The 20,892-nt window shown below is 33.4% G+C and carries 18 protein-coding genes; 14 read left to right on the top strand and 4 right to left on the bottom strand.

Annotated elements, in window-relative coordinates:
* Nucleotides 1-33 precede the first annotated feature (33 nt).
* From G540_RS0105755 to G540_RS0105720, 8 genes are all read left to right on the top strand, one after another.
* Nucleotides 34-1,752, top strand: coding sequence for a ribonuclease J (locus G540_RS0105755; RefSeq protein WP_027107319.1), 1,719 nt, complete (start codon nucleotides 34-36; stop codon nucleotides 1,750-1,752).
* A gap of 67 nt (nucleotides 1,753-1,819) precedes the next feature.
* Complete coding sequence (locus tag G540_RS0105750; RefSeq protein WP_027107318.1) at nucleotides 1,820-2,716, top strand: hypothetical protein; 897 nt, start codon at nucleotides 1,820-1,822, stop codon at nucleotides 2,714-2,716.
* Between the two features lie 219 nt (nucleotides 2,717-2,935).
* Nucleotides 2,936-4,123 carry an elongation factor Tu gene (tuf, locus tag G540_RS0105745; RefSeq protein ID WP_027107317.1) on the top strand — a complete coding sequence of 396 codons (1,188 nt, stop codon included), beginning with the start codon at nucleotides 2,936-2,938 and terminating at the stop codon, nucleotides 4,121-4,123.
* 168 nt (nucleotides 4,124-4,291) lie between these two features.
* Nucleotides 4,292-5,590, top strand: coding sequence for a trigger factor (tig, locus tag G540_RS0105740; RefSeq protein ID WP_027107316.1), 1,299 nt, complete (start codon nucleotides 4,292-4,294; stop codon nucleotides 5,588-5,590).
* Between the two features lie 199 nt (nucleotides 5,591-5,789).
* Complete coding sequence (clpX, locus tag G540_RS0105735; protein ID WP_027107315.1) at nucleotides 5,790-7,022, top strand: ATP-dependent Clp protease ATP-binding subunit ClpX; 1,233 nt, start codon at nucleotides 5,790-5,792, stop codon at nucleotides 7,020-7,022.
* Between the two features lie 27 nt (nucleotides 7,023-7,049).
* Nucleotides 7,050-8,471 carry an NADP-dependent phosphogluconate dehydrogenase gene (gene gndA, locus G540_RS0105730; RefSeq protein ID WP_027107314.1) on the top strand — a complete coding sequence of 474 codons (1,422 nt, stop codon included), beginning with the start codon at nucleotides 7,050-7,052 and terminating at the stop codon, nucleotides 8,469-8,471.
* Between the two features lie 200 nt (nucleotides 8,472-8,671).
* Nucleotides 8,672-9,358 (top strand): response regulator transcription factor, encoded by a 687-nt coding sequence (locus G540_RS0105725; protein ID WP_027107313.1) that lies wholly within the window; start codon nucleotides 8,672-8,674, stop codon nucleotides 9,356-9,358.
* Between the two features lie 12 nt (nucleotides 9,359-9,370).
* Complete coding sequence (locus G540_RS0105720; protein ID WP_027107312.1) at nucleotides 9,371-10,873, top strand: HAMP domain-containing sensor histidine kinase; 1,503 nt, start codon at nucleotides 9,371-9,373, stop codon at nucleotides 10,871-10,873.
* A gap of 52 nt (nucleotides 10,874-10,925) precedes the next feature.
* Here the strand turns inward: G540_RS0105720 and yidC are convergent, their stop codons facing one another.
* Nucleotides 10,926-11,894: a membrane protein insertase YidC gene (gene yidC, locus G540_RS0105715; protein WP_027107311.1), complete on the bottom strand. Its 969-nt coding sequence runs from the start codon at nucleotides 11,892-11,894 to the stop codon at nucleotides 10,926-10,928.
* Nucleotides 11,895-12,194: 300 nt separating this feature from the next.
* Here yidC and G540_RS0105710 point away from each other — a divergent pair, with 300 nt between their 5' ends.
* The 5 genes from G540_RS0105710 (at nucleotide 12,195) to nth (ending at nucleotide 16,707) form a co-directional block, all read left to right on the top strand.
* Nucleotides 12,195-12,689 carry a cell wall elongation regulator TseB-like domain-containing protein gene (locus G540_RS0105710; protein ID WP_027107310.1) on the top strand — a complete coding sequence of 165 codons (495 nt, stop codon included), beginning with the start codon at nucleotides 12,195-12,197 and terminating at the stop codon, nucleotides 12,687-12,689.
* A 35-nt stretch (nucleotides 12,690-12,724) separates the two neighbouring features.
* Nucleotides 12,725-13,915, top strand: coding sequence for a pyridoxal phosphate-dependent aminotransferase (locus G540_RS0105705; protein WP_027107309.1), 1,191 nt, complete (start codon nucleotides 12,725-12,727; stop codon nucleotides 13,913-13,915).
* Nucleotides 13,916-13,930: 15 nt separating this feature from the next.
* A complete protein-coding gene (asnS, locus tag G540_RS0105700; protein ID WP_027107308.1) occupies nucleotides 13,931-15,229 on the top strand; it encodes an asparagine--tRNA ligase in 1,299 nt (432 codons plus the stop codon).
* Between the two features lie 116 nt (nucleotides 15,230-15,345).
* Nucleotides 15,346-16,053 carry a DnaD domain-containing protein gene (locus G540_RS0105695; protein ID WP_027107307.1) on the top strand — a complete coding sequence of 236 codons (708 nt, stop codon included), beginning with the start codon at nucleotides 15,346-15,348 and terminating at the stop codon, nucleotides 16,051-16,053.
* 18 nt (nucleotides 16,054-16,071) lie between these two features.
* A complete protein-coding gene (nth, locus tag G540_RS0105690; RefSeq protein WP_027107306.1) occupies nucleotides 16,072-16,707 on the top strand; it encodes an endonuclease III in 636 nt (211 codons plus the stop codon).
* Between the two features lie 43 nt (nucleotides 16,708-16,750).
* Here the strand turns inward: nth and G540_RS0105685 are convergent, their stop codons facing one another.
* From G540_RS0105685 to G540_RS0105675, 3 genes are all read right to left on the bottom strand, one after another.
* Entirely contained in the window at nucleotides 16,751-18,985 is a 2,235-nt protein-coding gene (locus tag G540_RS0105685) for a transglycosylase domain-containing protein (RefSeq protein ID WP_027107305.1), read from the bottom strand.
* 20 nt (nucleotides 18,986-19,005) lie between these two features.
* Entirely contained in the window at nucleotides 19,006-19,614 is a 609-nt protein-coding gene (gene recU / locus G540_RS0105680) for a Holliday junction resolvase RecU (protein ID WP_027107304.1), read from the bottom strand.
* 71 nt (nucleotides 19,615-19,685) lie between these two features.
* Nucleotides 19,686-20,216: a redoxin domain-containing protein gene (locus G540_RS0105675; RefSeq protein ID WP_027107303.1), complete on the bottom strand. Its 531-nt coding sequence runs from the start codon at nucleotides 20,214-20,216 to the stop codon at nucleotides 19,686-19,688.
* A gap of 208 nt (nucleotides 20,217-20,424) precedes the next feature.
* On the opposite strand from G540_RS0105675, the gene G540_RS0105670 reads away from it, so the two are divergent.
* Complete coding sequence (locus G540_RS0105670; RefSeq protein WP_027107302.1) at nucleotides 20,425-20,883, top strand: DUF441 domain-containing protein; 459 nt, start codon at nucleotides 20,425-20,427, stop codon at nucleotides 20,881-20,883.
* Nucleotides 20,884-20,892: the final 9 nt, after the last annotated feature.

Here is a 20,892-nt window from a genome sequence, read left to right as displayed (position 1 = left end):
AGTTAAGATTAAATTATTAAGTGAGGTGAAAGAATGAGTGATATTAAAATTATCCCATTAGGTGGGGTACGTGAAAATGCTAAAAACATGTATGCAGTTGAAGTCGATGAAGATATTTTTATTTTAGATTGTGGTTTGCAATACCCTGAAAGTGGTTTATTAGGGATTGATATTGTTATTCCTGATTTTAGCTATTTAAAAGAAAATGCTAGCAAAATTAAAGGTGTCTTTTTAACACACGGACATGCAGATGCAATTGGAGCATTACCATATTTCGTGAGTGAATTTTCAGTACCTGTTTTTGGTTCCGAATTAACAATTGCTTTGGCACGAATTGCGTGTGAAGGTGAAGAAAAATCTAAGAAATTTAGAGATTTCCATGTAATTACAGAACAAACAGAAATTGATTTTTCTGACGATACAACTATTTCTTTCTTTAAAACAACCCATTCCATTCCGGAATCATTAGGGATTGTTGTGAAGACTGCTAAAGGTAGTATTGTTTACACAGGTGATTTCAAATTTGATCAAACAGCTGCACCCGGTTATCGGAGTGATTTAGCACGTTTGGCTGAAATTGGTAGTGAAGGCGTCTTAGCGTTATTGAGTGATTCTGCGAATGCAGATGATTCAGCAGCGGCTAAACGGATTGCTGATGAACGTGAAATTTATGATTTTATTGCTGAAAATTTTGAAGATAGTAAAGGTCGGATTATCGTTGCTTGTAAAGCATCTAATATTTTACGTGTCCAACAAGTTTTCAATGCAGCGGCTAAATATAATCGCAAAGTAGCTTTAACAGGTTATGATGTTGAGAAAATCGTTCGTACAGCGATGAAATTGAACAAACTTCATTTACCAGATGAAAACATGTTAATTAATTTAAATGAAATTGATAAATATCCAGAAGATCAGATTGTTATTTTAGAAACGGGTCGTTCTGGTGAACCATTAAAATCATTGCAAAAAATGGCACAAAAACGTCATCGTAAAGTTAACTTGCATGAAGGTGACTTAGTCTTTATTACAACAACACCATCGCATGCGATGGAAACTATGATGGCTAAGACGCGGGATATGATTTATCGTGCAGGTGCGACTGTCAAAGCTATTTCTGAAGAATTAAACTCTTCCGGACATGCTAATCGTGATGATTTACAATTGATGATGAATTTACTAAAACCTAAATACGTTGTACCTGTTCAAGGTGAATATCGTTTATTATCAGCTAACCGTCGTTGGGCTGAAGAAATCGGTATTCCAAAAGAAAATATCTTTATCTTGAAAAAAGGTGATGTTTTAGAATATACAAAAGGTAAGATGGCGATTACAGGTTCTGTTGAAGTTGGTAATACAATGATTGACGGAATTGGTGTTGGTGATATCGGTAATATCGTTTTACGCGATCGTAAAGTCTTATCAGAAGATGGTATTTTTATTGCGGTAATCACAATTGATCGTAAGAAGAAAAAGATTGTTGATGAACCAAAATTAACATCAAGAGGGTTTGTATATGTGAAGAACAACCGTGATTTAATGGATGAAAGTGCCAAAATCGTTAAAACAGTTGTTCAAGCTAATTTAGATAATAAAGAATTTGATTGGAGTCATTTAAAACAAGATATCCGTGATAATTTAAATCGTTATCTTTATGAACAAACACGACGTCATCCTGTGATTTTGCCAGTTATTATGGAAATTAATCAATATAATAACTATCGTAAAAATAAAGATCATAAGAAAAAGAATTAAAAATAAAAAAGGGTTGTGATTTTTTCACAGCTCTTTTTTGTTAAAACGATATAAGGAAGATTTAAACATGGAAAAAGAAATATCCTTAAAAAATGCCAAAATAGCTTTTGAACAAGCGGATTATTTAAAAGCTAAAGCGCAATTAGAAGTATTGTATGGTGAGAATCAGACTTTTACGGTGAATTATTTATTGTTTCAAGTGTTAGTTCAATTGAATGAATTAACTAGTGCGATGCAAATAGCTAATGACTATTTAAAAGAATATATTGCTGATAATAATAAGTTACAAGCTTATTTTGAAGTTGTAGTCGCAGCAGGACAACAAATTTTTGCTTGGCAGTTATTGCAAAATTTAAAACAATATATGAACGATGGGGAAATCGCTTTTTTTAAACAAATTTTAGAAAAGGCCGATATGAAATATCAAACCGAGCATCAGCGCGAAGTGAATGAGTTAAAACGACAATATCGTTATTTAGGCGTTAATGAATTAGTTGTGCAAAGACAACTGGTTAAAGCTGCTCAAGCACTTGATTATGCGACATATACCACAATAACTAGTCAATTATTAAAAGATGATAATATAAATGCATTTATTCGGGTAAATTTACTAGACGAATTACGTAAATTAGATTATGCTAGAGAAGTTGAATTTGTTGACGCTTTTTTAAATTGTCATTTATTAGTTCCGAGCGAATTAGCAGAACTGGAAAAAATGGCAAGTTATCAAGTTATGCAAAATAGCTTATTGGCCGATACTAATTTAACAGATAATCAAAAAATGTTATTTTGGAAAGATTTAACGTTAAAAATGATTTTGTTATATCCGACGAATGAGCAGTTTTTATCTTCTGAATCAAATTGGTATGAAATTTTACTAAATGATAAAACTTGTGAAATGTCATCAAAAGAAACTAAAATGCGTGATATTTTAGAAGCGGAAGTCCAAAAATGGCAAGTTTAACCAGGAATTGAAATAATTTTCAATTATTTTGAATAAATTTCATTTTTAGTATTTACAAACCGCGAATCTATCTATATAATATTTTAAGAATTCTTCCTTTCGAGACCAATAAAAAAAGTTGGTTTTCTTGGCTGGAAGTAGTATAATAATAATTAAAGAACAATCTAGAAAACAGTGATGTTGATAGATTTTTCTTACAAACTACAGGAGGTTCTATTAATGGCAAAAGAACATTACGAAAGAACAAAACCCCATGTAAATATCGGTACAATCGGACACGTTGACCATGGGAAAACAACATTAACAGCAGCTATTACAACTGTATTAGCTTCTAAAGGTTTAGCGAAAGCTGAAGACTATGCAGCAATCGATGCTGCTCCAGAAGAACGTGAACGTGGTATCACAATCAACACAGCTCACGTTGAATATGAAACAGAACCACGTCACTATGCTCACATTGACGCTCCAGGACACGCGGATTATGTTAAAAACATGATCACTGGTGCTGCTCAAATGGACGGTGCTATCTTAGTTGTTGCTGCAACAGATGGTCCTATGCCACAAACACGTGAACACATCCTTCTTGCTCGCCAAGTTGGTGTTGAATACATCATCGTATTCTTAAACAAATGTGACTTAGTTGACGACGAAGAATTACTTGACTTAGTTGAAATGGAAGTTCGTGACTTATTATCAGAATACGATTTCCCTGGTGACGATGTTCCTGTTATTCATGGTTCAGCTCTTAAAGCTATCGAAGGCGATGCTGATGCACAAGCTAAAATCATGGAATTAATGGATACAGTTGACGAATATATCCCAACTCCAGACCGTCCAACAGACAAACCATTCTTAATGCCTGTTGAAGATGTATTTACAATCACAGGTCGTGGTACAGTTGCTTCTGGTCGTATCGACCGTGGTGTTGTTCACGTTGGTGACGAAATCGAAATCATCGGTTTGAAAGACGAAAGCATTAAAACAACTGTTACAGGTGTTGAAATGTTCCGTAAATCACTTGACGAAGGTCAAGCTGGTGACAACATCGGTGCTTTACTTCGTGGTGTAGATCGTACACAAATCGAACGTGGTCAAGTTCTTGCTCAACCAGGTTCTATCAAGACTCACAAGAAATTCAAAGGTGAAGTCTATGTATTATCTAAAGAAGAAGGCGGACGTCATACTCCATTCTTCTCAAACTACCGTCCACAATTCTATTTCCACACAACAGACGTAACAGGTGTTATTGAATTACCTGAAGGTGTAGAAATGGTTATGCCTGGCGATAACGTAACATTCACAGTTGAATTAATCGTTCCAGTTGCTATCGAAAAAGGTCTTAAATTCACAGTTCGTGAAGGTGGCCGTACAGTTGGTGCTGGTGTGGTTTCTGAAATTTTAGACTAATATTTAATTAGTTTTTGAAGGGCTCGGAAGGTAGCTTCCGAGCCCTTTTTATTATATAAAGAACTTTTTTATACCAAAATATTTACAATTTATCTGATGTACGTTAAAATTATCTAGTATGCAGTTAATAAAAAAATTGTAAAATTTTTTCACTCGGAGGGAAAAATAATGTCAGTAAAATGGGAAAAACAAGGTGCAAATGATGGTAAATTAACATTTGCCATTAAAGCAGATCGAATCAAGGAAGGATTAGACTTAGCTTTTGATCGAGTAAAACATTCTTTAAATGTTTCTGGATTCCGTAAAGGTAAAGTTCCTCGTCAAATTTTTAACAAAATGTACGGCGAAGAAGCTTTATATCAAGATGCTTTAAATGCAATCTTACCTGAAGAATACCAAAAAGCAGTTGATGAATCACAAATCAAACCAGTTGCTCAACCTGAAATTTCAGTTGAATCAATGGGTAAAGATTCAGAATGGGTTTTAACAGCTAAAGTTACAGTTGAACCAGAAGTTACATTAGGTCAATACAAAGACTTAGAAGTAACACCTCAATCAACACGCGTTTTAAAAGCTGATATTGAAGGTCGTTTAGAAGAACTTCAAAAACAAAATGCAGAATTAGTTCTTAAAGAAGATGCTGCAGCAGAATTAGGCGATACAGTTGTTATCGACTTTGTTGGTAAACTTAACAACGAAGAATTCGAAGGTGGAAAAGGAGCTAACTATTCATTAGAATTAGGTTCTAACTCATTCATCCCAGGATTCGAAGATCAATTAGTTGGTCATAAAGCAGGCGAAGAAGTTACAGTTGTTGTAACATTCCCAGCAGACTACCATGCAGAAGATCTTAAAGGTAAAGAAGTTGTCTTTGATGTAACAATTCATGAAGTAAAAGCTAAAGAAGTACCAGCTCTTGATGATGAATTTGCTAAAGATGTTGATGAAGAAGTATCTTCATTAGAAGAATTAAAAGCAAAAATCAAAGATGAAATCAAAGAACAAAAAGTTGCAGCAGCTAAAGCAGCTATCCAAGATGAAGCAATCAAACTTGCAGTTGACAATGCAACAGTTGAAGAAATTCCAGAAGTTATGATCGAAGAAGACGTACACCGTCAAATGGATCAATATATGGCAGGAATGCAACAACAAGGTATCAGTCCTCAAATGTACTTCCAATTAACAGGTACAACTGAAGAAGATATGCATAAACAATTTGAAGAAGGCGCAGCAAACCGCGTTAAAACAAATCTTGTTTTACAAGCTATTGTTGATGCAGAAAACATCAACCCAACAGATGAAGAAGTTGATGCAGAAATCAAACAACTTGCAGCAGAATACAACATGGAAGAAGCAGCAGTTCGTGGTGCATTATCAACAGATATGTTAAAACATGACATTGCTATCAGAACAGTTGTTGAAGAAATTGCAGGTTCAGCTAAACAAACACGTAAAGCTGATAAATAATTTTTAAACAATTAATAAAAAGACTTAAATTTCGTTAGAGATTTAAGTCTTTTTTTGTAAAGTTAAATTTAATATAAAACGCCCCATTAAGAGTGAAAAAAACTAGAATGATTTAACAAAATCACTAAAGCTAGTGATAGCAATTCAAGCTGATTTTTGTTAAAATGAATATATTATTAATAGCATAGGGTGGTTTTAAATGTTGGAAAGTACTGATAAGAAAGGCCCAATTATTTGCTCATTTTGCGGACGCAGAGAAGAAGATGTAGCAAGTATGATTTCGGGACCTGGTGTCTATATTTGTAATGAATGTGTTGAAGCTGCAGCTGAAATTATTTCTTCAGCTAAGCAAGAAATCAACGAACGTAATTTAACAAATATACCGAAGCCAAAAGAAATTGTAGAAATTTTAAATCAATATGTCATTGGACAAGAAAAAGCTAAGAAAACATTGGCAGTAGCGGTATATAACCACTATAAGAGAATTAGTTCACCTACAACGATTGAAGATGGCGTTGAGCTTCAAAAGAGTAATATTTGTTTAGTCGGACCAACTGGTTCAGGGAAAACATTTTTAGCTCAAAGTTTAGCAAGAATTTTAAATGTACCCTTTGCAATTGCAGATGCCACAACATTAACTGAAGCTGGTTATGTTGGTGAAGATGTTGAAAATATTTTATTAAAATTAATTCAAAATGCAGATTATGATATTGAACGTGCTGAACGTGGAATTATTTACATTGATGAAATTGATAAAATCGCTAAGAAAAGTGAAAATGTATCTATTACACGTGATGTTTCAGGCGAAGGGGTACAACAAGCCTTACTTAAAATCTTAGAAGGTACAGTCGCTAATGTTCCGCCTCAAGGTGGTCGTAAACATCCGCAACAAGAATTTGTACAAATTGATACAACAAATATCTTATTTATTGTTGGTGGGGCGTTTGCCGGTATTGAAAATATTGTTAAACAACGTCTCGGTGATAAGACAATCGGTTTTGGCGTTGGATCAAAAATGAAATATACGGATGATGAAAGTTTAATTCAACAAATTATCCCAGAAGATTTATTGAAATTTGGTTTAATTCCAGAGTTTATTGGACGATTACCAATTTTAACAGCTTTAGAAAAATTAACAGAAGAAGATTTAGTTGAGATTTTAACACAACCTAAGAATGCTTTAGTTAAACAATATCAAGCTTTAGTTTCATTAGATGGTGTTGCATTAGAATTTACTAGCGAAGCACTGCATGAAATTGCTCATCTTGCGATTGAACGCAATACAGGTGCTCGTGGATTACGCTCAATTATTGAAGCAACAATGACTGATATTATGTATGATATCCCAAGTCGTGATGATGTTGAGAAGATTATTATTACTAAAGATACAGTTTTAGGCTTAGCAGAACCAGAAATTGAATACATTAAATAATATTAACTTTTTGGAGGAATTGTAAAAATGAGTAAAGCACAAATCGGTGTTATCGGAATGGCTGTTATGGGTAAGAACTTGGCTTTAAATATTGAAAGTCGAGGCTATACAGTTGCGATTTACAATAGAACAGGTTCAAAAACAGAACAAGTAGTCGCAGAAAATCCAGATAAAAAGCTTATTCCTAGCTATTCATTAGCAGATTTTGTAGCATCATTAGAAAAACCACGTAAAATTATCTTAATGGTAAAAGCAGGTATGCCTACAGATGCAATGATTAGTAATTTATTACCATACTTAGATCAAGATGATATTTTGATTGATGGTGGTAATACGTATTTTGAAGATACAATTCGACGTAACAAAGAGTTAGAAAATTCTGGCATTAACTTTATTGGTATGGGTGTGTCTGGTGGCGAAAAAGGGGCATTACACGGTCCTTCTTTAATGCCAGGTGGTCAACGTGCTGCTTACGATTTAGTTGCACCTATCCTACAAGAAATCGCTGCTTTAGCAGTTGATGGAGATGCATGTGTATCATATATTGGTCCAGATGGTGCTGGTCATTATGTTAAAATGGTGCATAATGGGATTGAATATGGTGATATGGAATTAATCGCTGAAAGTTATAGTTTATTACGTAATGTTTTAGGCTTAACAGTTTCCGAAATTGCTGAAGTTTTCAATGAATGGAAACAAAGTGAATTAAGTAGTTATTTAATTGATATTACAGCTGATATTTTAACTCGTAAGGATGATTTAGATACAGATCAACCAATTGTAGATGTTATTTTAGATCGTGCTGGTAATAAAGGAACAGGTAAATGGAGTTCACAAAGTGCGTTAGAACTTGGTGTTCCACAATCATTAATTACTGAATCTGTCTATGCTCGTTATATCTCAGCTTTAAAAGATGAACGTATGGCAGCGAGTGAAATTTTACCAAAACCAACAACAAAAGATATTAAAATTGATAAAGATTTATATATTAAGAAAATCAAAGAAGCTTTATACTTTAGTAAAGTTATGAGTTATGCGCAAGGCTTTGAACAATTACGCGTAGCTTCCGAACACTATGGTTGGGATTTACAATATGGTGAATTAGCTAAAATTTGGCGTGAAGGTTGTATTATTCGTGCTCAATTCTTACAAAAGATTACAGATGCTTTTGAAACAAATCCAGAACTTAAGAATTTATTGTTAGATCCATATTTTGTACAAATTACAAAAGAATATCAACAATCAGTTCGTGATGTTTCAGCATTAGCAATCCAATTAGGTGAACCTTGTCCAGGATTTACAAGTGCAATCACATATTACGATCAATATCGTGCCCCAGTTTTACCAGCTAATATGATTCAAGCGCAACGTGACTATTTTGGAGCACATACGTATGAACGTGTTGATAAAGAAGGTAATTACCACTATAGTTGGTATGACGAAGAATAGATTTTAAGAATCTACAAATGAAAATTCGTTGAGCAATGAGTCTTGAAAAAGGCTCATTGTTTTATTTTTTCGAATTATTAAAAAATTTAAAGAGATTTCTATGAAAAAAAATATTAAAATGTTAGAATGACAATGTAAGTTAAAATATTATGAAAAATTGATGTTTTAATGGAAAGAATATCGGTTATAGGAGCGTATATATGAGTAAAGTATTAATTATTGAAGATGAAAAAAATCTTGCTCGTTTTGTTGAATTAGAGTTAAGACATGAAGGTTATGAAACCCAAATTGCTAAAAATGGACGTGAAGGTTTAGAACATGCATTATCCAGTAGCTGGGATGCTATTTTATTAGATTTAATGTTACCAGAATTAAATGGTTTAGAAGTTTGTCGTCGTGTGCGTCAAGTAAAAAATACACCAATTATTATGATGACAGCACGTGATTCTGTGATTGATCGGGTATCTGGTTTGGATCATGGTGCGGATGATTACATTGTAAAACCATTTGCGATTGAAGAATTATTAGCTCGTTTACGTGCCTTATTACGTCGTGTTGATTTTGAAGGTGAACTTAATGCATCTAAACAAACAACAGTTAGCTATCGTGATTTAATGATCGAAAAAGAAAATCGGATTGTTCGTCGTGGGGATGAAATCATTGAGTTAACAAAACGTGAATATGAATTATTATTAGCCTTAATGGAAAATGTTAATGTCGTTTTAGCATGTGATGTTTTATTACGTAAAGTTTGGGGTTATGAATCACAAATTGAAACAAATGTTGTTGATGTGTATATCCGTTACCTTCGAAATAAAATCGACCGTCCAGGAGAAGATAGTTATATTCAAACTGTTCGTGGAACGGGTTATGTAATGCGTTCTTAGGATTTTAAGCGTATGAATGCACAAGAAGAAGTAAAACAACCTAAAAAAAGATTTATCTCAGTTAAATTAAAATGGTCAATTGGAACAGGAATTGGTGTTTTAACAATTTTTACGTTATTTTCTTGTTTATTGTTTAATAGTTTTACTAGTTTATTATTAAAACAAGAAAAACAATATGCGAATAATGCGTTAGTTGCTGCAGGTAAAAGATTAAGTCAGGGAACGACGGAATTAAATAAAAATAGCGTTAGCAAAGCGTTAGATTATCGGAATCGTGAGACGAAACAAATACCGTCTGAGCAGCATCCATTATATCAAGATAGTTTATTCAGTTCGTTATCACAACAAAATATAGGTGTGAGTGTATATAGTATTTCTGGGGATTTAATTTATGCTTCACGAAATGTTCCTATTAAATATAGTAAAAACAATTCTGAAACTGATCATTTACAAGAAGTTGATGGCAATACAGTTTTTGTAATTAATCAACCAGTTAAATCACAAGTTACCCATAATGTGATAGGTTATGTGCAAGTCACGAATAAATTAGTTAATTATGATAATACCAAGCGGAAATTATTATTAATTTTTATTATCTTTGGGATTACTGCGGGCTTAACAAGTATTTTATTAGGGTATGTGCTATCTAATTGGTTATTAGGTCCAATTGATGATATTAGTAAAACGATTGATAAAATTAATACAACTAAAGATGGCGATTCTTTTGCTGATATTCGTGTACCAGCGATTCAAACTCATGATGAACTATCACAATTAGCAGAGTTATTTAATGATATGTTAGATCGGATGGAACGCTATATTGATCAACAACAACAGTTTGTTGAAGATGTTTCACATGAATTACGGACACCAGTTGCGATTATTCAAGGTCATTTAGAATTATTAAATCGTTGGGGGAAAGATGATCCTCAAGTACTGGAAGAGTCGATTACCGCTTCTTTACAAGAAATTACACGTATGAGAAGTTTAGTGCAAGAAATGCTAGATTTATCACGTGCTGAACAAGTGGAAATTCATTTTGGTAAAGAAATTACGGATGTTTGTGAAGTTACGATGCAAGTTTATAATAATTTGAATATGATCCATCCTGATTTTCTATTTGTATTAGATAATGAAATTCGCGATGTGACTCCAGTGCAAATTTATCGAAATCATTTAGAACAAGTTTTAATTATATTATTAGATAATGCAGTTAAATATTCGACAGATCGGAAAGAAATCCATGTAAGTATGGGTAAAACAGAACGATTTGTTGAAATTGCTATTCAAGATTTTGGTGAAGGTATTTCACAAGAAAATATTGAAAAAGTCTTCAATCGTTTTTATCGAGTGGATAAAGCGCGAAGTCGTGATAAAGGCGGGAATGGTTTAGGTCTTTCGATCGCTCAACGTTTGATTGAAGGTTATAAAGGTCATTTAACAGTTGAGAGTGTTGAAGGTCGCGGAAGTGTCTTTCGGATTTCATTACCAGTGGCTGAATTAGAAGATGAATAAAACAAAAAAGGATGATACTCATTTAGTGAGTATCATCCTTTTATTTTATCTTTTAATCTTTAGAACGATTTTGTTTACCGGCATTTCGACGGTTATTATTTTTTGGTGTTTCATCAACTTTCACACTAACTTCTTTTTCTAAACCAGGATTTGGTTCAGGTGTGATATCAGCAGTTGGCATTTCAGTTGCTGTAACTGTTTTAACCACTTGTTGTGATGTTTCTGCTTGACGTTGAGCTAATTCTTTTTGGATTTTTTCACGAATTCTTGGACGCATTGAATTGATAATCAATGTTTGCAAGCAAGCGAAAATACCACCAATAAAGAAGTAAAGACCTAAACCAGCAGGTGCTACGAAGGTCATCCCACCAATCATTAAGGGGCTAATTAACATCATAGATTTCATTTGTTTCTTTTGTGATTCAGGTAAGCCAAGTGTTGATAGCCAGCCCTGTAACCCATAAGTGATAAATGAAAGTGCTACGAAGATCAAGCTACGTTGACCTAAGTTAATGCCTAAGAAGTATGAACTAGATAGTTCAGGTGAATATTGAATTGCTGAATATAAAGCAGCAAAGATAGGCATTTGGATTAAAATAGGTAAACAACCAATCCCACCAGTCATTGAGATACCATTATCGCGGTAAAGAGCCATCATTTCTTGGCTAACAGCTGTTTTTTCTTCAGGTGTAGTAGCTTCTTTTTGGCGTCTTTGGATATCTTGCATTTTTGGTTTGATAGTAGCCATTTTTTCTTGTTGAATAGTAGCTTTTTTAGATTGGTTAACCATAACTGGCATTAAAATCAAACGAACTACAAAGGTAATTACGATGATTGACCAACCATAGCTGCCACCAAGTAAGTTAGCTAACCATGTTAGTAAGTGTTGTGTAGGGATAGCTAAATGTTCATAAACAAAACCATAAGGCTCTCCGCTACTTGTACGACGAACACAACCACTTAATAAAACCACTAAGGCTAAGAAAGCAGGTGTGAGTCGGATAATTTTTTTCTTATTCATAAAACAGACCCTTTCAAATAAATTACTTAATTAACTATACTGTATTAAGCGCTTGATTTCAATTGCTTACCGTTTTTTTATGAGAAAGTTGCTATATGCAAATGAACTTCTAGATATTTGTTTGTTATATACAAATAACGAATTTATAAAGATTCACCTGAAAATTAGGAGTTGTAGTGGTATAAGATTAAAAATTCTTTTAAAAAATCTTGAATACTAGTAAAACAAGCGTGAAAGGGATATCGGTTTGTTATATAATAAGAAGTACTTCACTATATAAAAAAGAATGGTAGGTAAGTTATGCAAATAATTGAACAAAAACCATCTAAAAAGAAATGGATTATCTGGAGTTTAGTTATCATTATTGTGTTTAGTGGGATTATGGTTTATACCATGGCACAATCACCCCGACGCCAAGCAAAAAAAGAAGCGATAGCAATGGCTGAAAAATATGGTCATCTTGAAGATGTTGATGATTTTTATCTTTATGATCGTCAGTCGGTATATTATACGGTAGCTGGAACAGATAATAAAAATAATAAAGTTTATGTTGTTATTCCTAAAAAAGGAAATAAGGTTAATATTTTTCTACAAAGTAAAGGAATTACAGCTAAAAAAGCAATTGCGATTACTAAAAAATTAAATAAAGGAATCAAAGTCAAAAAAGCGGCCTTAGGTTTTTGGGATGGAGATCCAACTTGGGAGATTACTTATTTAAATCAAAGAGGTAATTTATGTTATGACTTGATTGATTATCGCAATGGGAAAATTGTAAAAACGATTCAAAATATTTAATTGATGTAAAGAAGAAAGAAGGCTTTTGGTTTTATATGTATTTTTCAAAGAGAATTAACAATATTAAACCTTCTGCAACTTTAGCCTTATCAACTCAGGCTAAAAAAATGCAAGCACAAGGTTTAGATGTCATTAATTTAACAATCGGAGAACCAGACTTTAATACACCGTCTCATATTAAAAACGCGGCGATTGCTGCTATCGAACGTGGGGATACCGATTTTTATACACCTGCTGCAGGAATTTTATCTTTAAGAGAAGAATTAGCTCGTAAAATTACGCAAGCTTATCAAGTTGAAACAACTAGTGATCAACTAGCTTTAACCACTGGTGGGAAATATGCTCTTTATGCATTGATGCAGGCTTTAATCGAAAAAGATGATGAAGTTTTAATTCCATTACCATATTGGGTGAGTTATGGAGAACAAGTCAAAATGGCTGAAGGGTGTCCAGTTTTTGTGCACCCAGCCGTTGGTCAAATGAAAGTCACAGTTGCTCAATTAGAACAAGCACGGACTGATAAAACAAAATTAGTTATTATCAATTCGCCACAAAATCCATCAGGGACTGTCTATACAGAAAAAGAGCTCTGGGAAATTGGAAATTGGGCTGTGAAACATCAGATAATGATACTTGCTGATGACATGTATGGAATGTTAGTTTATAATGGTAATCAGTTTAAGTCACTGTGGGAACTTTCACCTGAAATTAGACGACAAACAATTGTTGTGAGTGGATTTTCAAAAACTTATGCCATGACAGGCTGGCGTGTTGGTTATGTATTAGCTGATCCGGCTTTAATAGCTAAATTGAGCTCATTTTTAAGTCATTCAACAAGTAATTTAACAGCTGTTAGTCAATATGCTGCTTTAGCAGCTTTGCAAGGCGATCAAAGTTGTATTCAAGCGATGCGTTTAGAATATCAACGACGGTTAAATTTAATTTATCCGCAATTGCAAAAAATTACTGGAATTAAGTTATTAGAAAAACCAGCTGGAGCATTTTATATGTTCCCTGACATTAGTGAAGCCGTTAAGTTGACAGGGTTTGCGACAACTGAAGATTTCGTTTTTGCTTTATTAACGGAAGCTCATGTGGCCGTGATTCCCGGGAGTGCTTTTGGGATGGAAAATCATATTCGTTTAAGTTATGCAGCTAGTTTAGAGAATTTAAATGAAGCTGTAGCACGAATTGACCATTTCATTAAAAAACATATTAATAATTAATAGGAGGGTTTTAATTTGAAAGAAATTAGTATTATTGATGCCAAAAACCATGTTGATGAAAAAGTAAAAATCGGTGTTTGGTTAACAAATAAACGCTCAAGTGGTAAAATTGCCTTTTTACAATTACGTGATGGGACAGCCTTTTTCCAAGGTATTGTTGTTAAAAGTAATGTTAGTGAAGAAGTTTTCCAATTAGCAAAAAATGTCAAACAAGAATCAAGTTTATATGTGATTGGTACAATCCATGAAGATAAACGTTCACCATTTGGTTATGAAATTGAAATTGAAGATTTAGAAGTTGTTGGTGAAAGTGGCGATTATCCAATTACACCAAAAGAACACGGAACAGACTTCTTGATGGATCACCGTCATTTATGGTTACGTTCTAAACGTCAATTTGCAACTTTAAAAGTTAGAAATGAAATTATTCGTGCTACATATGAATTCTTCGCTAAAGAAGGTTTCATTAAAATTGATTCACCAATTTTAACAGGTAGTGCACCAGAAGGAACAACAGAATTATTCCATACAGAATACTTCGAAAAAGATGCTTATTTATCACAATCTGGTCAGTTATATGCTGAAGCAGGTGCTATGGCATTTGGTAAAGTTTTCACATTCGGTCCTACATTTAGAGCTGAAAAATCAAAAACACGTCGTCACTTAATTGAATTTTGGATGGTTGAACCAGAAATGGCTTTCACACATCAAGAACAAAGTTTAGAAGTGCAAGAAAAATATGTTGCTTATTTAGTTCAAAGTGTCTTAGATCACTGTGATTATGAATTAGATATTTTAGGCCGTGATAAAGAAATCTTGAAACGTTATACACAATTACCATATCCACGTATTTCTTATGATGATGCGGTTGAATTATTAAACGAATCAGGTAAATTTAATGTTACTTGGGGTGAAGATTTTGGTTCACCAGAAGAAACATATTTAGCAGAACACTTCAGTAAACCTGTTTTTGTAATGAATTATCCTAAAGCAATTAAACCATTCTACATGAAACCTCATCCAACACGTGATGATGTTGTGATCTGTGCTGATTTATTAGCTCCAGAAGGTTATGGTGAAATTATTGGTGGTTCAGAACGTGCAACTGATACAGATTATTTAACAGCTGAAATTGAAAAAGCTGGTTTAAATGTTGATGACTATCAATGGTATATTGATTTACGTCGTTACGGTAGTGTTCCACACTCCGGTTTTGGTTTAGGTTTAGAAAGAGCTGTTACTTGGATTACAGGTGAAAGCCATATTCGTGAAGCTATTCCATTCCCACGTTTATTAAACAGAATTTATCCATAAAAATTAAACAATTTAAAATCCATGCAACGTTATGTTGTATGGGTTTTATTTTTTTATAACTAAACTAAAAGCTTAAAATGAATTGTGGTAAACTAAAGTGGTAGGAAGTGATATAAATGACAGATAAAATTCAAGCGTATTTACAAGCTGGACAAATGACAGTAGCTAATTTATTGTTGGCTCATTACGCTGAAATAGGCATGACTGATACAGAATTTGTTTTATTTTTACAAATTGATAGCTATCGACAAAGAGGGAATGTTTTCCCAGATTTACAAGTAATTGCTCAAAGTATGGGAAAATCACTTGATGAGGTTTACTTAGTGTTGCAAGCCATGATTGAAAAAAATTTAATTATGATTGAACAAGTTACTAATCAAGATGGTAAAAAACAAGATCGGTATAATTTAGATAATGTGACTGATAAACTATTTGGTAAAATTATTCAAAAACAAAATATTCAAGAACAAGCTACGCAAGTTTTGACAGAAAAAACATTATTTATGAATTTAGAAAAAGAATTTGGTCGGGCATTATCGCCGATTGAGTTTGAAACGGTAAAAACGTGGATTGACGACGATAATTATTCGATTGAGTTAATTATGCAAGCTTTACGTGAAGCGGTCTTAAATCAAGCGTATAGCCTTAAATATATGGATCGCATTTTAATTAGTTGGGAAAAACAAAATATTAAAACGATTCAAGATGTTAAACGAATGCGCGAGATGCATGAACAACGTAAAGCAAACGCTAAACCGCAACCAAGTAGTCAACCAAATAAAGCAGCTGCACCACGTGTGCCATTGTATGATTGGACGGATTAAAAAAGCAGGTGAAATATGATGTTAAATGCACAAGAAACAACATATGCGATTGAAGTGATGGGTAAAACATATCCAGAAGCGATTAAATCGACGTTAGATGCTGATAGTGATTTTCATTTTTTAATCGCGGTCATTTTGAGTGCGCAAACGACTGATAAAGCCGTTAACAAACTAACACCAGCACTTTTTGCGCGTTATCCAGATGCCAAAAGTTTAGCTCAGGCAGATGTAGAATATTATTTAAAAAGTATCGGATTATATAAAAATAAAGCCAAATATATTGTTACCTGTGCCAAAGAAATTGTTACTAAATTTTCAGGTCAAGTTCCGCAAAATAAAAAAGATTTAATGTCTTTAGCGGGAGTGGGACGAAAAACAGCGAATGTGGTCTTGTCTGATCGGTTTAATGTTCCCGCTTTGGCGGTAGACACACATGTTAGTCGTGTGTCAAAGCGGTTAGCGATGGTGCCATCAGATGCTAGCGTGACTCAAGTTGAAACAATTTTAATGAGCAAAATCCCCAAAAATTTATGGAGTGCAGCGCATTTTAGGATGATTTATTGGGGAAGAGAACGATGTACTGCTCGGAAACCGAGATGTTTTGATTGTCCGTTATTAGCGATGTGTATGACAGGTCAAAAAAATATGTATTAAAAAAAGACTAAACTCAAATTTAATGAGTTTAGTCTTTTTGATTTTAAGGTTGTTGTGATGATGTTTGTGAAGATTTATTAGATGAAATCGACACGGAACTTGCGCTTGATGCTGAAGAAGTATCTGATGTAGAACTAGCAGATGTTTCAACGGCACTAGAAATATCTGATGAAACAGAGCTTGAACTAGCTGAAGAAGATGAGCTTGAACGACTTGATTTTGATGAACTTGAGTTATTCAAAGCGTCAATATCAACAACTGGACCAGATCCAGCAAGATATAATTGGCGAACATCTTTCACATATTTTACATAAACATTACTTGGTTTAACCCAATCTGTATTGGATTTACCTTTCGAGATATCAGCCATAATATTTTTGTAGAAATACATAGAGATAGGGAAGGCTGAATCAGTAATATAGCTATTTGGTTCAAATTGATGATCATAACCTGTCCAAATTGACATAGAATAATGTTTTGTATAACCATTAAACCAAGCATCCATTGTTACGTTCTTAGGAATATAAGCAGGTGCATTGGCAGGGTAACCAACTGTCCCAGATTTACCAGCTTCATAGAGATTAGGAATATGAGCTAAGCGACCTGTAGCCATCGGGTTAGTTAAAACACCTTTTAACATATCTGTGATCATATAAGCTGTTGAAGGTTTCATAGCTTGTTTACCTTCGCTTGAGAAAGTTTTAACTTGATCATCAGCTGTTTGGATTTTCCGGATAAAGCTTGGTTTGTAGTAAGTACCACCATTAGCAAAAGCAGCGTAGGCAGCAGCGTTTTGTAAAGTAGAACTTGGTAAACCAATCCCGTTTTGTGTTTCTAAACGTTTTTTATATTTAAAACCTAATTTACCAATAAAGTTTTGTGCACGTGTAACACCGACTGCATTTAAAGTATGAATAGCAGGGATGTTACGAGATTGTACAAGAGCATCACGCATTGTCATCATGCCACGGTATTTAAAATCCCAATCATAAAGGGAAATATTTGTACCTGCATATTTGTAAGGTTTATCAGCTAAAGCGTGGTAAGTTGCCCAACTAAGATATTCAACTGCAGGACCGTAATCCATTAAAGGTTTTGCTGTAGAACCGTTGGAACGATCAGTTTGTACTGCACGGTTTAAGCCAAATGTTACATCATCAGGAATCTTACGACCACCTAACATAGCGACCACTTTACCGTTGTTAGGGTTAATAATAGTTGCAGCAATTTGCATCCGATTATTAGGGAAGTGGATAGATACATTATTGTTAGCTACGTCGTACATTTTCTTTTGAATCTTCATATCTAAGTTTGTATAAATTTTTAAACTGCCAGCATAAGGATCATAGCCTTTTTTCTTAGCATCTAAAATAACTTGTTTTAAATATGGATCAGCAATTTTTGCTTTTGTTGATAAATGATGTTTATGATTTTTTGGTAAAAGACCATGTGTGATTGGTAATTTCTTCGCTTTATCAGCTACTTCTTGTGAAATTTTATCATTATCAACCATTGCATTTAAAACTTCGTCGCGACGTTTTTTAGCTAATTTTGGATTGGAATAAGGGTTGTAATCTGAAGGAGCATTTGGAATACCAGCGATTAAAGCTGTTTGAGGTAAGTCTAATTTTGCAAGTGATTTACCATAGTAATAGTTCGCTGCTGTTTGCATTCCGTAACAACCATGACCCATAAAGACTTTATTAATATAAAAGTCTAAAATTTGATCTTTAGAATATTTTTTATCCATTTTAAGTGCTAACCAAGCTTCTTGTGCTTTACGTTTAAGTGTTTGGTCAGAATGTTTAGTTGAGAAAAATGATAGTTTAATCAATTGTTGATCTAAAGTACTACCACCTTGTAAACCACCTGATGAGTGAGTCAAGTTAGAAAAGGCAGCAGAAATAATTCGAAGGGGATCAATCCCGTTGTGTTTATAAAAACGACGATCTTCGATAGAAGTAATCGCATTTTTTAATTGGTTAGGAATATCCTTTTCTTTTAAATAGATCCGATTTTCCGTTCCAAGTGTAGTGATTTTTTTATCATGGGCATCATAAATGATGGTCGAACCGGAACTAGCTAATTTATCACCGTCTAATTTAGGTGCTTTTGATGCATAAACATAAAAAGTTGTAAAACCAGCTATTAAACAGATAACGAAAAAGCTCACAAGTCCAATGAGAACTTTTTTCCACATAGCCATTTTTTTCGGCTTGTTTTTCTTCCGGCGAGCAACACGCGAGTTTTGCTCTTGTGGTTTTTCTTGATTTGCCATAATGAACTCCTTTAATAAGTTTATTTTTGCCGTTGTGAAATTAAATGATCGACAATATTAAGGTAGGGGATAAGTGGTTGGATTTTATAATTAATAAAATAACCAGCTTCTTGAATAATTGATTTTGGAATCGATTTTCGTTCTTTGAAACGTCGATCCCAATATTCAAAAATGATTTCTGCCGGAACTAAATAAATTTCTTGTGTTAAAGAGAATTTAATAATTGTAAAACAAATTCCACCTTGTTGTTGACATGCTTTCATATGGTCAATTTGATGTTCATGAAAGTTATTTAAAGGAAAAGATGTTTTATTTTTAGTTTCTTTGGCTTCGAAATCTAAATAGTGACTTTTGTACACCCCGTTATAATCAGTCGTTGAAGCCTGACGAAAATAGGCTTCTTTAATTACTGCGGCACTTCTTTTGGGATAATCAACATTGACTATTTGAATAGGGATTGGTTTTTTATGAATAACAGCAATTCCACGTTCACGATAATATTGATTAGTTTTATTGATTTCTTGTTCTAAAGACATCCCGCGGTTTCCGTAATTAACTTTTTTAGTTAGTGACGGTTGAGCGGAGGTAGCTTTTTGAAATTTTTCCCCATTAGGGTAATTAATAACCATATGCTATCAAACTCCTATCACTATATTATACCAAGTTGCGAATATATTAGCAAAGACCCTAAAAAGATTTCTTAGTTTGAGGCGAGTAACATTTTGACGATATTTTCTAAATCAGAAAAACTATAATTAGGTTCAAAACGGGCAAAAATATCACCTTGGCGATCGATAATAAAAGTGGTGAAATTCCATTTAATATCGGGTGTAGCTTTGTAATCAGGATCATTGTGAGCGGCTAGCACTTCCATTTTATGAGCTAACTCATCATTCCCAAATCCGGCAAAGCCACGATTAGTCTTTAAGAAAGTATATAAAGGTAGTTCATAATTTCCGTTGACAGCTGAAATTTGCATTTTTGGAAAAACATGTTGAGCTGTTCGTATATTTTCTACATCATCAGGAGTGAATTCTTGGCATGGGATATCGATGATTTCTAAACCTTGTTGATGATATTTTTGGTAAAGTTCGGTTAATTTTTCATATCGTTCAGGAAAAAGGGGATCATTTTCAGCTGTATTCACGATTAAAATTACTTTGTTTTGGAAATCTTTTAATAAAACTTCTTGATTTTGATGATCAAGGACAGCAAAGTCATAAATGTTCATTATTAAATGCTCCTTCAAAATTAAATTTAAAACTATCATACATCATTTTTTCAAAAAGTGGGGTTTAATTGCTGAGAATTACAAAAAATTAAAAACCAAAAGATAAAATGTGTTAAAATTAAAGTTCTAATGAATTATAATCGGAAATGAAAAAGTATTGTTGAATTAAAATATGTTAGAATTAATAAATAAAAGTAGGTGTTATAAATTGGAAAGTTGGTTATTTTTAGCTGTAATTTTAGTAGTAGCCTTATTTGGTAAAAATATGTCTTTAATTATAGCGTCGAGTGTTGTAATTTTAATTAAATTATTACCAATTAGTGATAAGTTGTTTCCTTTAATTCATGCTAAAGGTATTAACTGGGGTGTGACAATTATTTCAATTGCCATCTTAATTCCAATTGCCACAGGACAAATAGGGTTTAAAGATTTATTAGAAATATTAAAATCACCTGTCGGTTGGATTGCTTTAGCGTGTGGGGCTTTAGTTGCTATTTTATCTAAGAATGGCGTTTCCTTATTAGCAACATCACCACAAATTACCGTTGTTCTTGTTTTCGGAACAATTATTGGTGTTGTTTTTTTCAAAGGGATTGCCTCAGGCCCGGTTATTGCAAGCGGGATTACGTATTGTATTGTTAGTTTATTGAATTTAAGTTTATCTTAGAAGAAAGAA

Source organism: Ligilactobacillus ceti DSM 22408 (assembly GCF_000423245.1).
Classification (GTDB): Bacteria; Bacillota; Bacilli; order Lactobacillales; family Lactobacillaceae; genus Ligilactobacillus; species Ligilactobacillus ceti.
Note: the sequence above shows the minus strand (reverse complement) of the source record. Positions and strands in the feature narration are given on the sequence as shown.

Coding starts and splice junctions, on each gene's coding strand:
- G540_RS0105705 (WP_027107309.1), top strand. CDS start 12,725: ATGTATTTTTCAAAGAGAATTAACAATATTAAACCTTCTGCAACTTTA.
- G540_RS0105695 (WP_027107307.1), top strand. CDS start 15,346: ATGACAGATAAAATTCAAGCGTATTTACAAGCTGGACAAATGACAGTA.
- tig (WP_027107316.1), top strand. CDS start 4,292: ATGTCAGTAAAATGGGAAAAACAAGGTGCAAATGATGGTAAATTAACA.
- G540_RS0105750 (WP_027107318.1), top strand. CDS start 1,820: ATGGAAAAAGAAATATCCTTAAAAAATGCCAAAATAGCTTTTGAACAA.
- G540_RS0105720 (WP_027107312.1), top strand. CDS start 9,371: ATGAATGCACAAGAAGAAGTAAAACAACCTAAAAAAAGATTTATCTCA.
- G540_RS0105685 (WP_027107305.1), bottom strand. CDS start 18,985: ATGGCAAATCAAGAAAAACCACAAGAGCAAAACTCGCGTGTTGCTCGC.
- clpX (WP_027107315.1), top strand. CDS start 5,790: ATGTTGGAAAGTACTGATAAGAAAGGCCCAATTATTTGCTCATTTTGC.
- nth (WP_027107306.1), top strand. CDS start 16,072: ATGTTAAATGCACAAGAAACAACATATGCGATTGAAGTGATGGGTAAA.
- G540_RS0105675 (WP_027107303.1), bottom strand. CDS start 20,216: ATGAACATTTATGACTTTGCTGTCCTTGATCATCAAAATCAAGAAGTT.
- recU (WP_027107304.1), bottom strand. CDS start 19,614: ATGGTTATTAATTACCCTAATGGGGAAAAATTTCAAAAAGCTACCTCC.
- G540_RS0105710 (WP_027107310.1), top strand. CDS start 12,195: ATGCAAATAATTGAACAAAAACCATCTAAAAAGAAATGGATTATCTGG.
- G540_RS0105725 (WP_027107313.1), top strand. CDS start 8,672: ATGAGTAAAGTATTAATTATTGAAGATGAAAAAAATCTTGCTCGTTTT.
- G540_RS0105755 (WP_027107319.1), top strand. CDS start 34: ATGAGTGATATTAAAATTATCCCATTAGGTGGGGTACGTGAAAATGCT.
- tuf (WP_027107317.1), top strand. CDS start 2,936: ATGGCAAAAGAACATTACGAAAGAACAAAACCCCATGTAAATATCGGT.
- gndA (WP_027107314.1), top strand. CDS start 7,050: ATGAGTAAAGCACAAATCGGTGTTATCGGAATGGCTGTTATGGGTAAG.
- yidC (WP_027107311.1), bottom strand. CDS start 11,894: ATGAATAAGAAAAAAATTATCCGACTCACACCTGCTTTCTTAGCCTTA.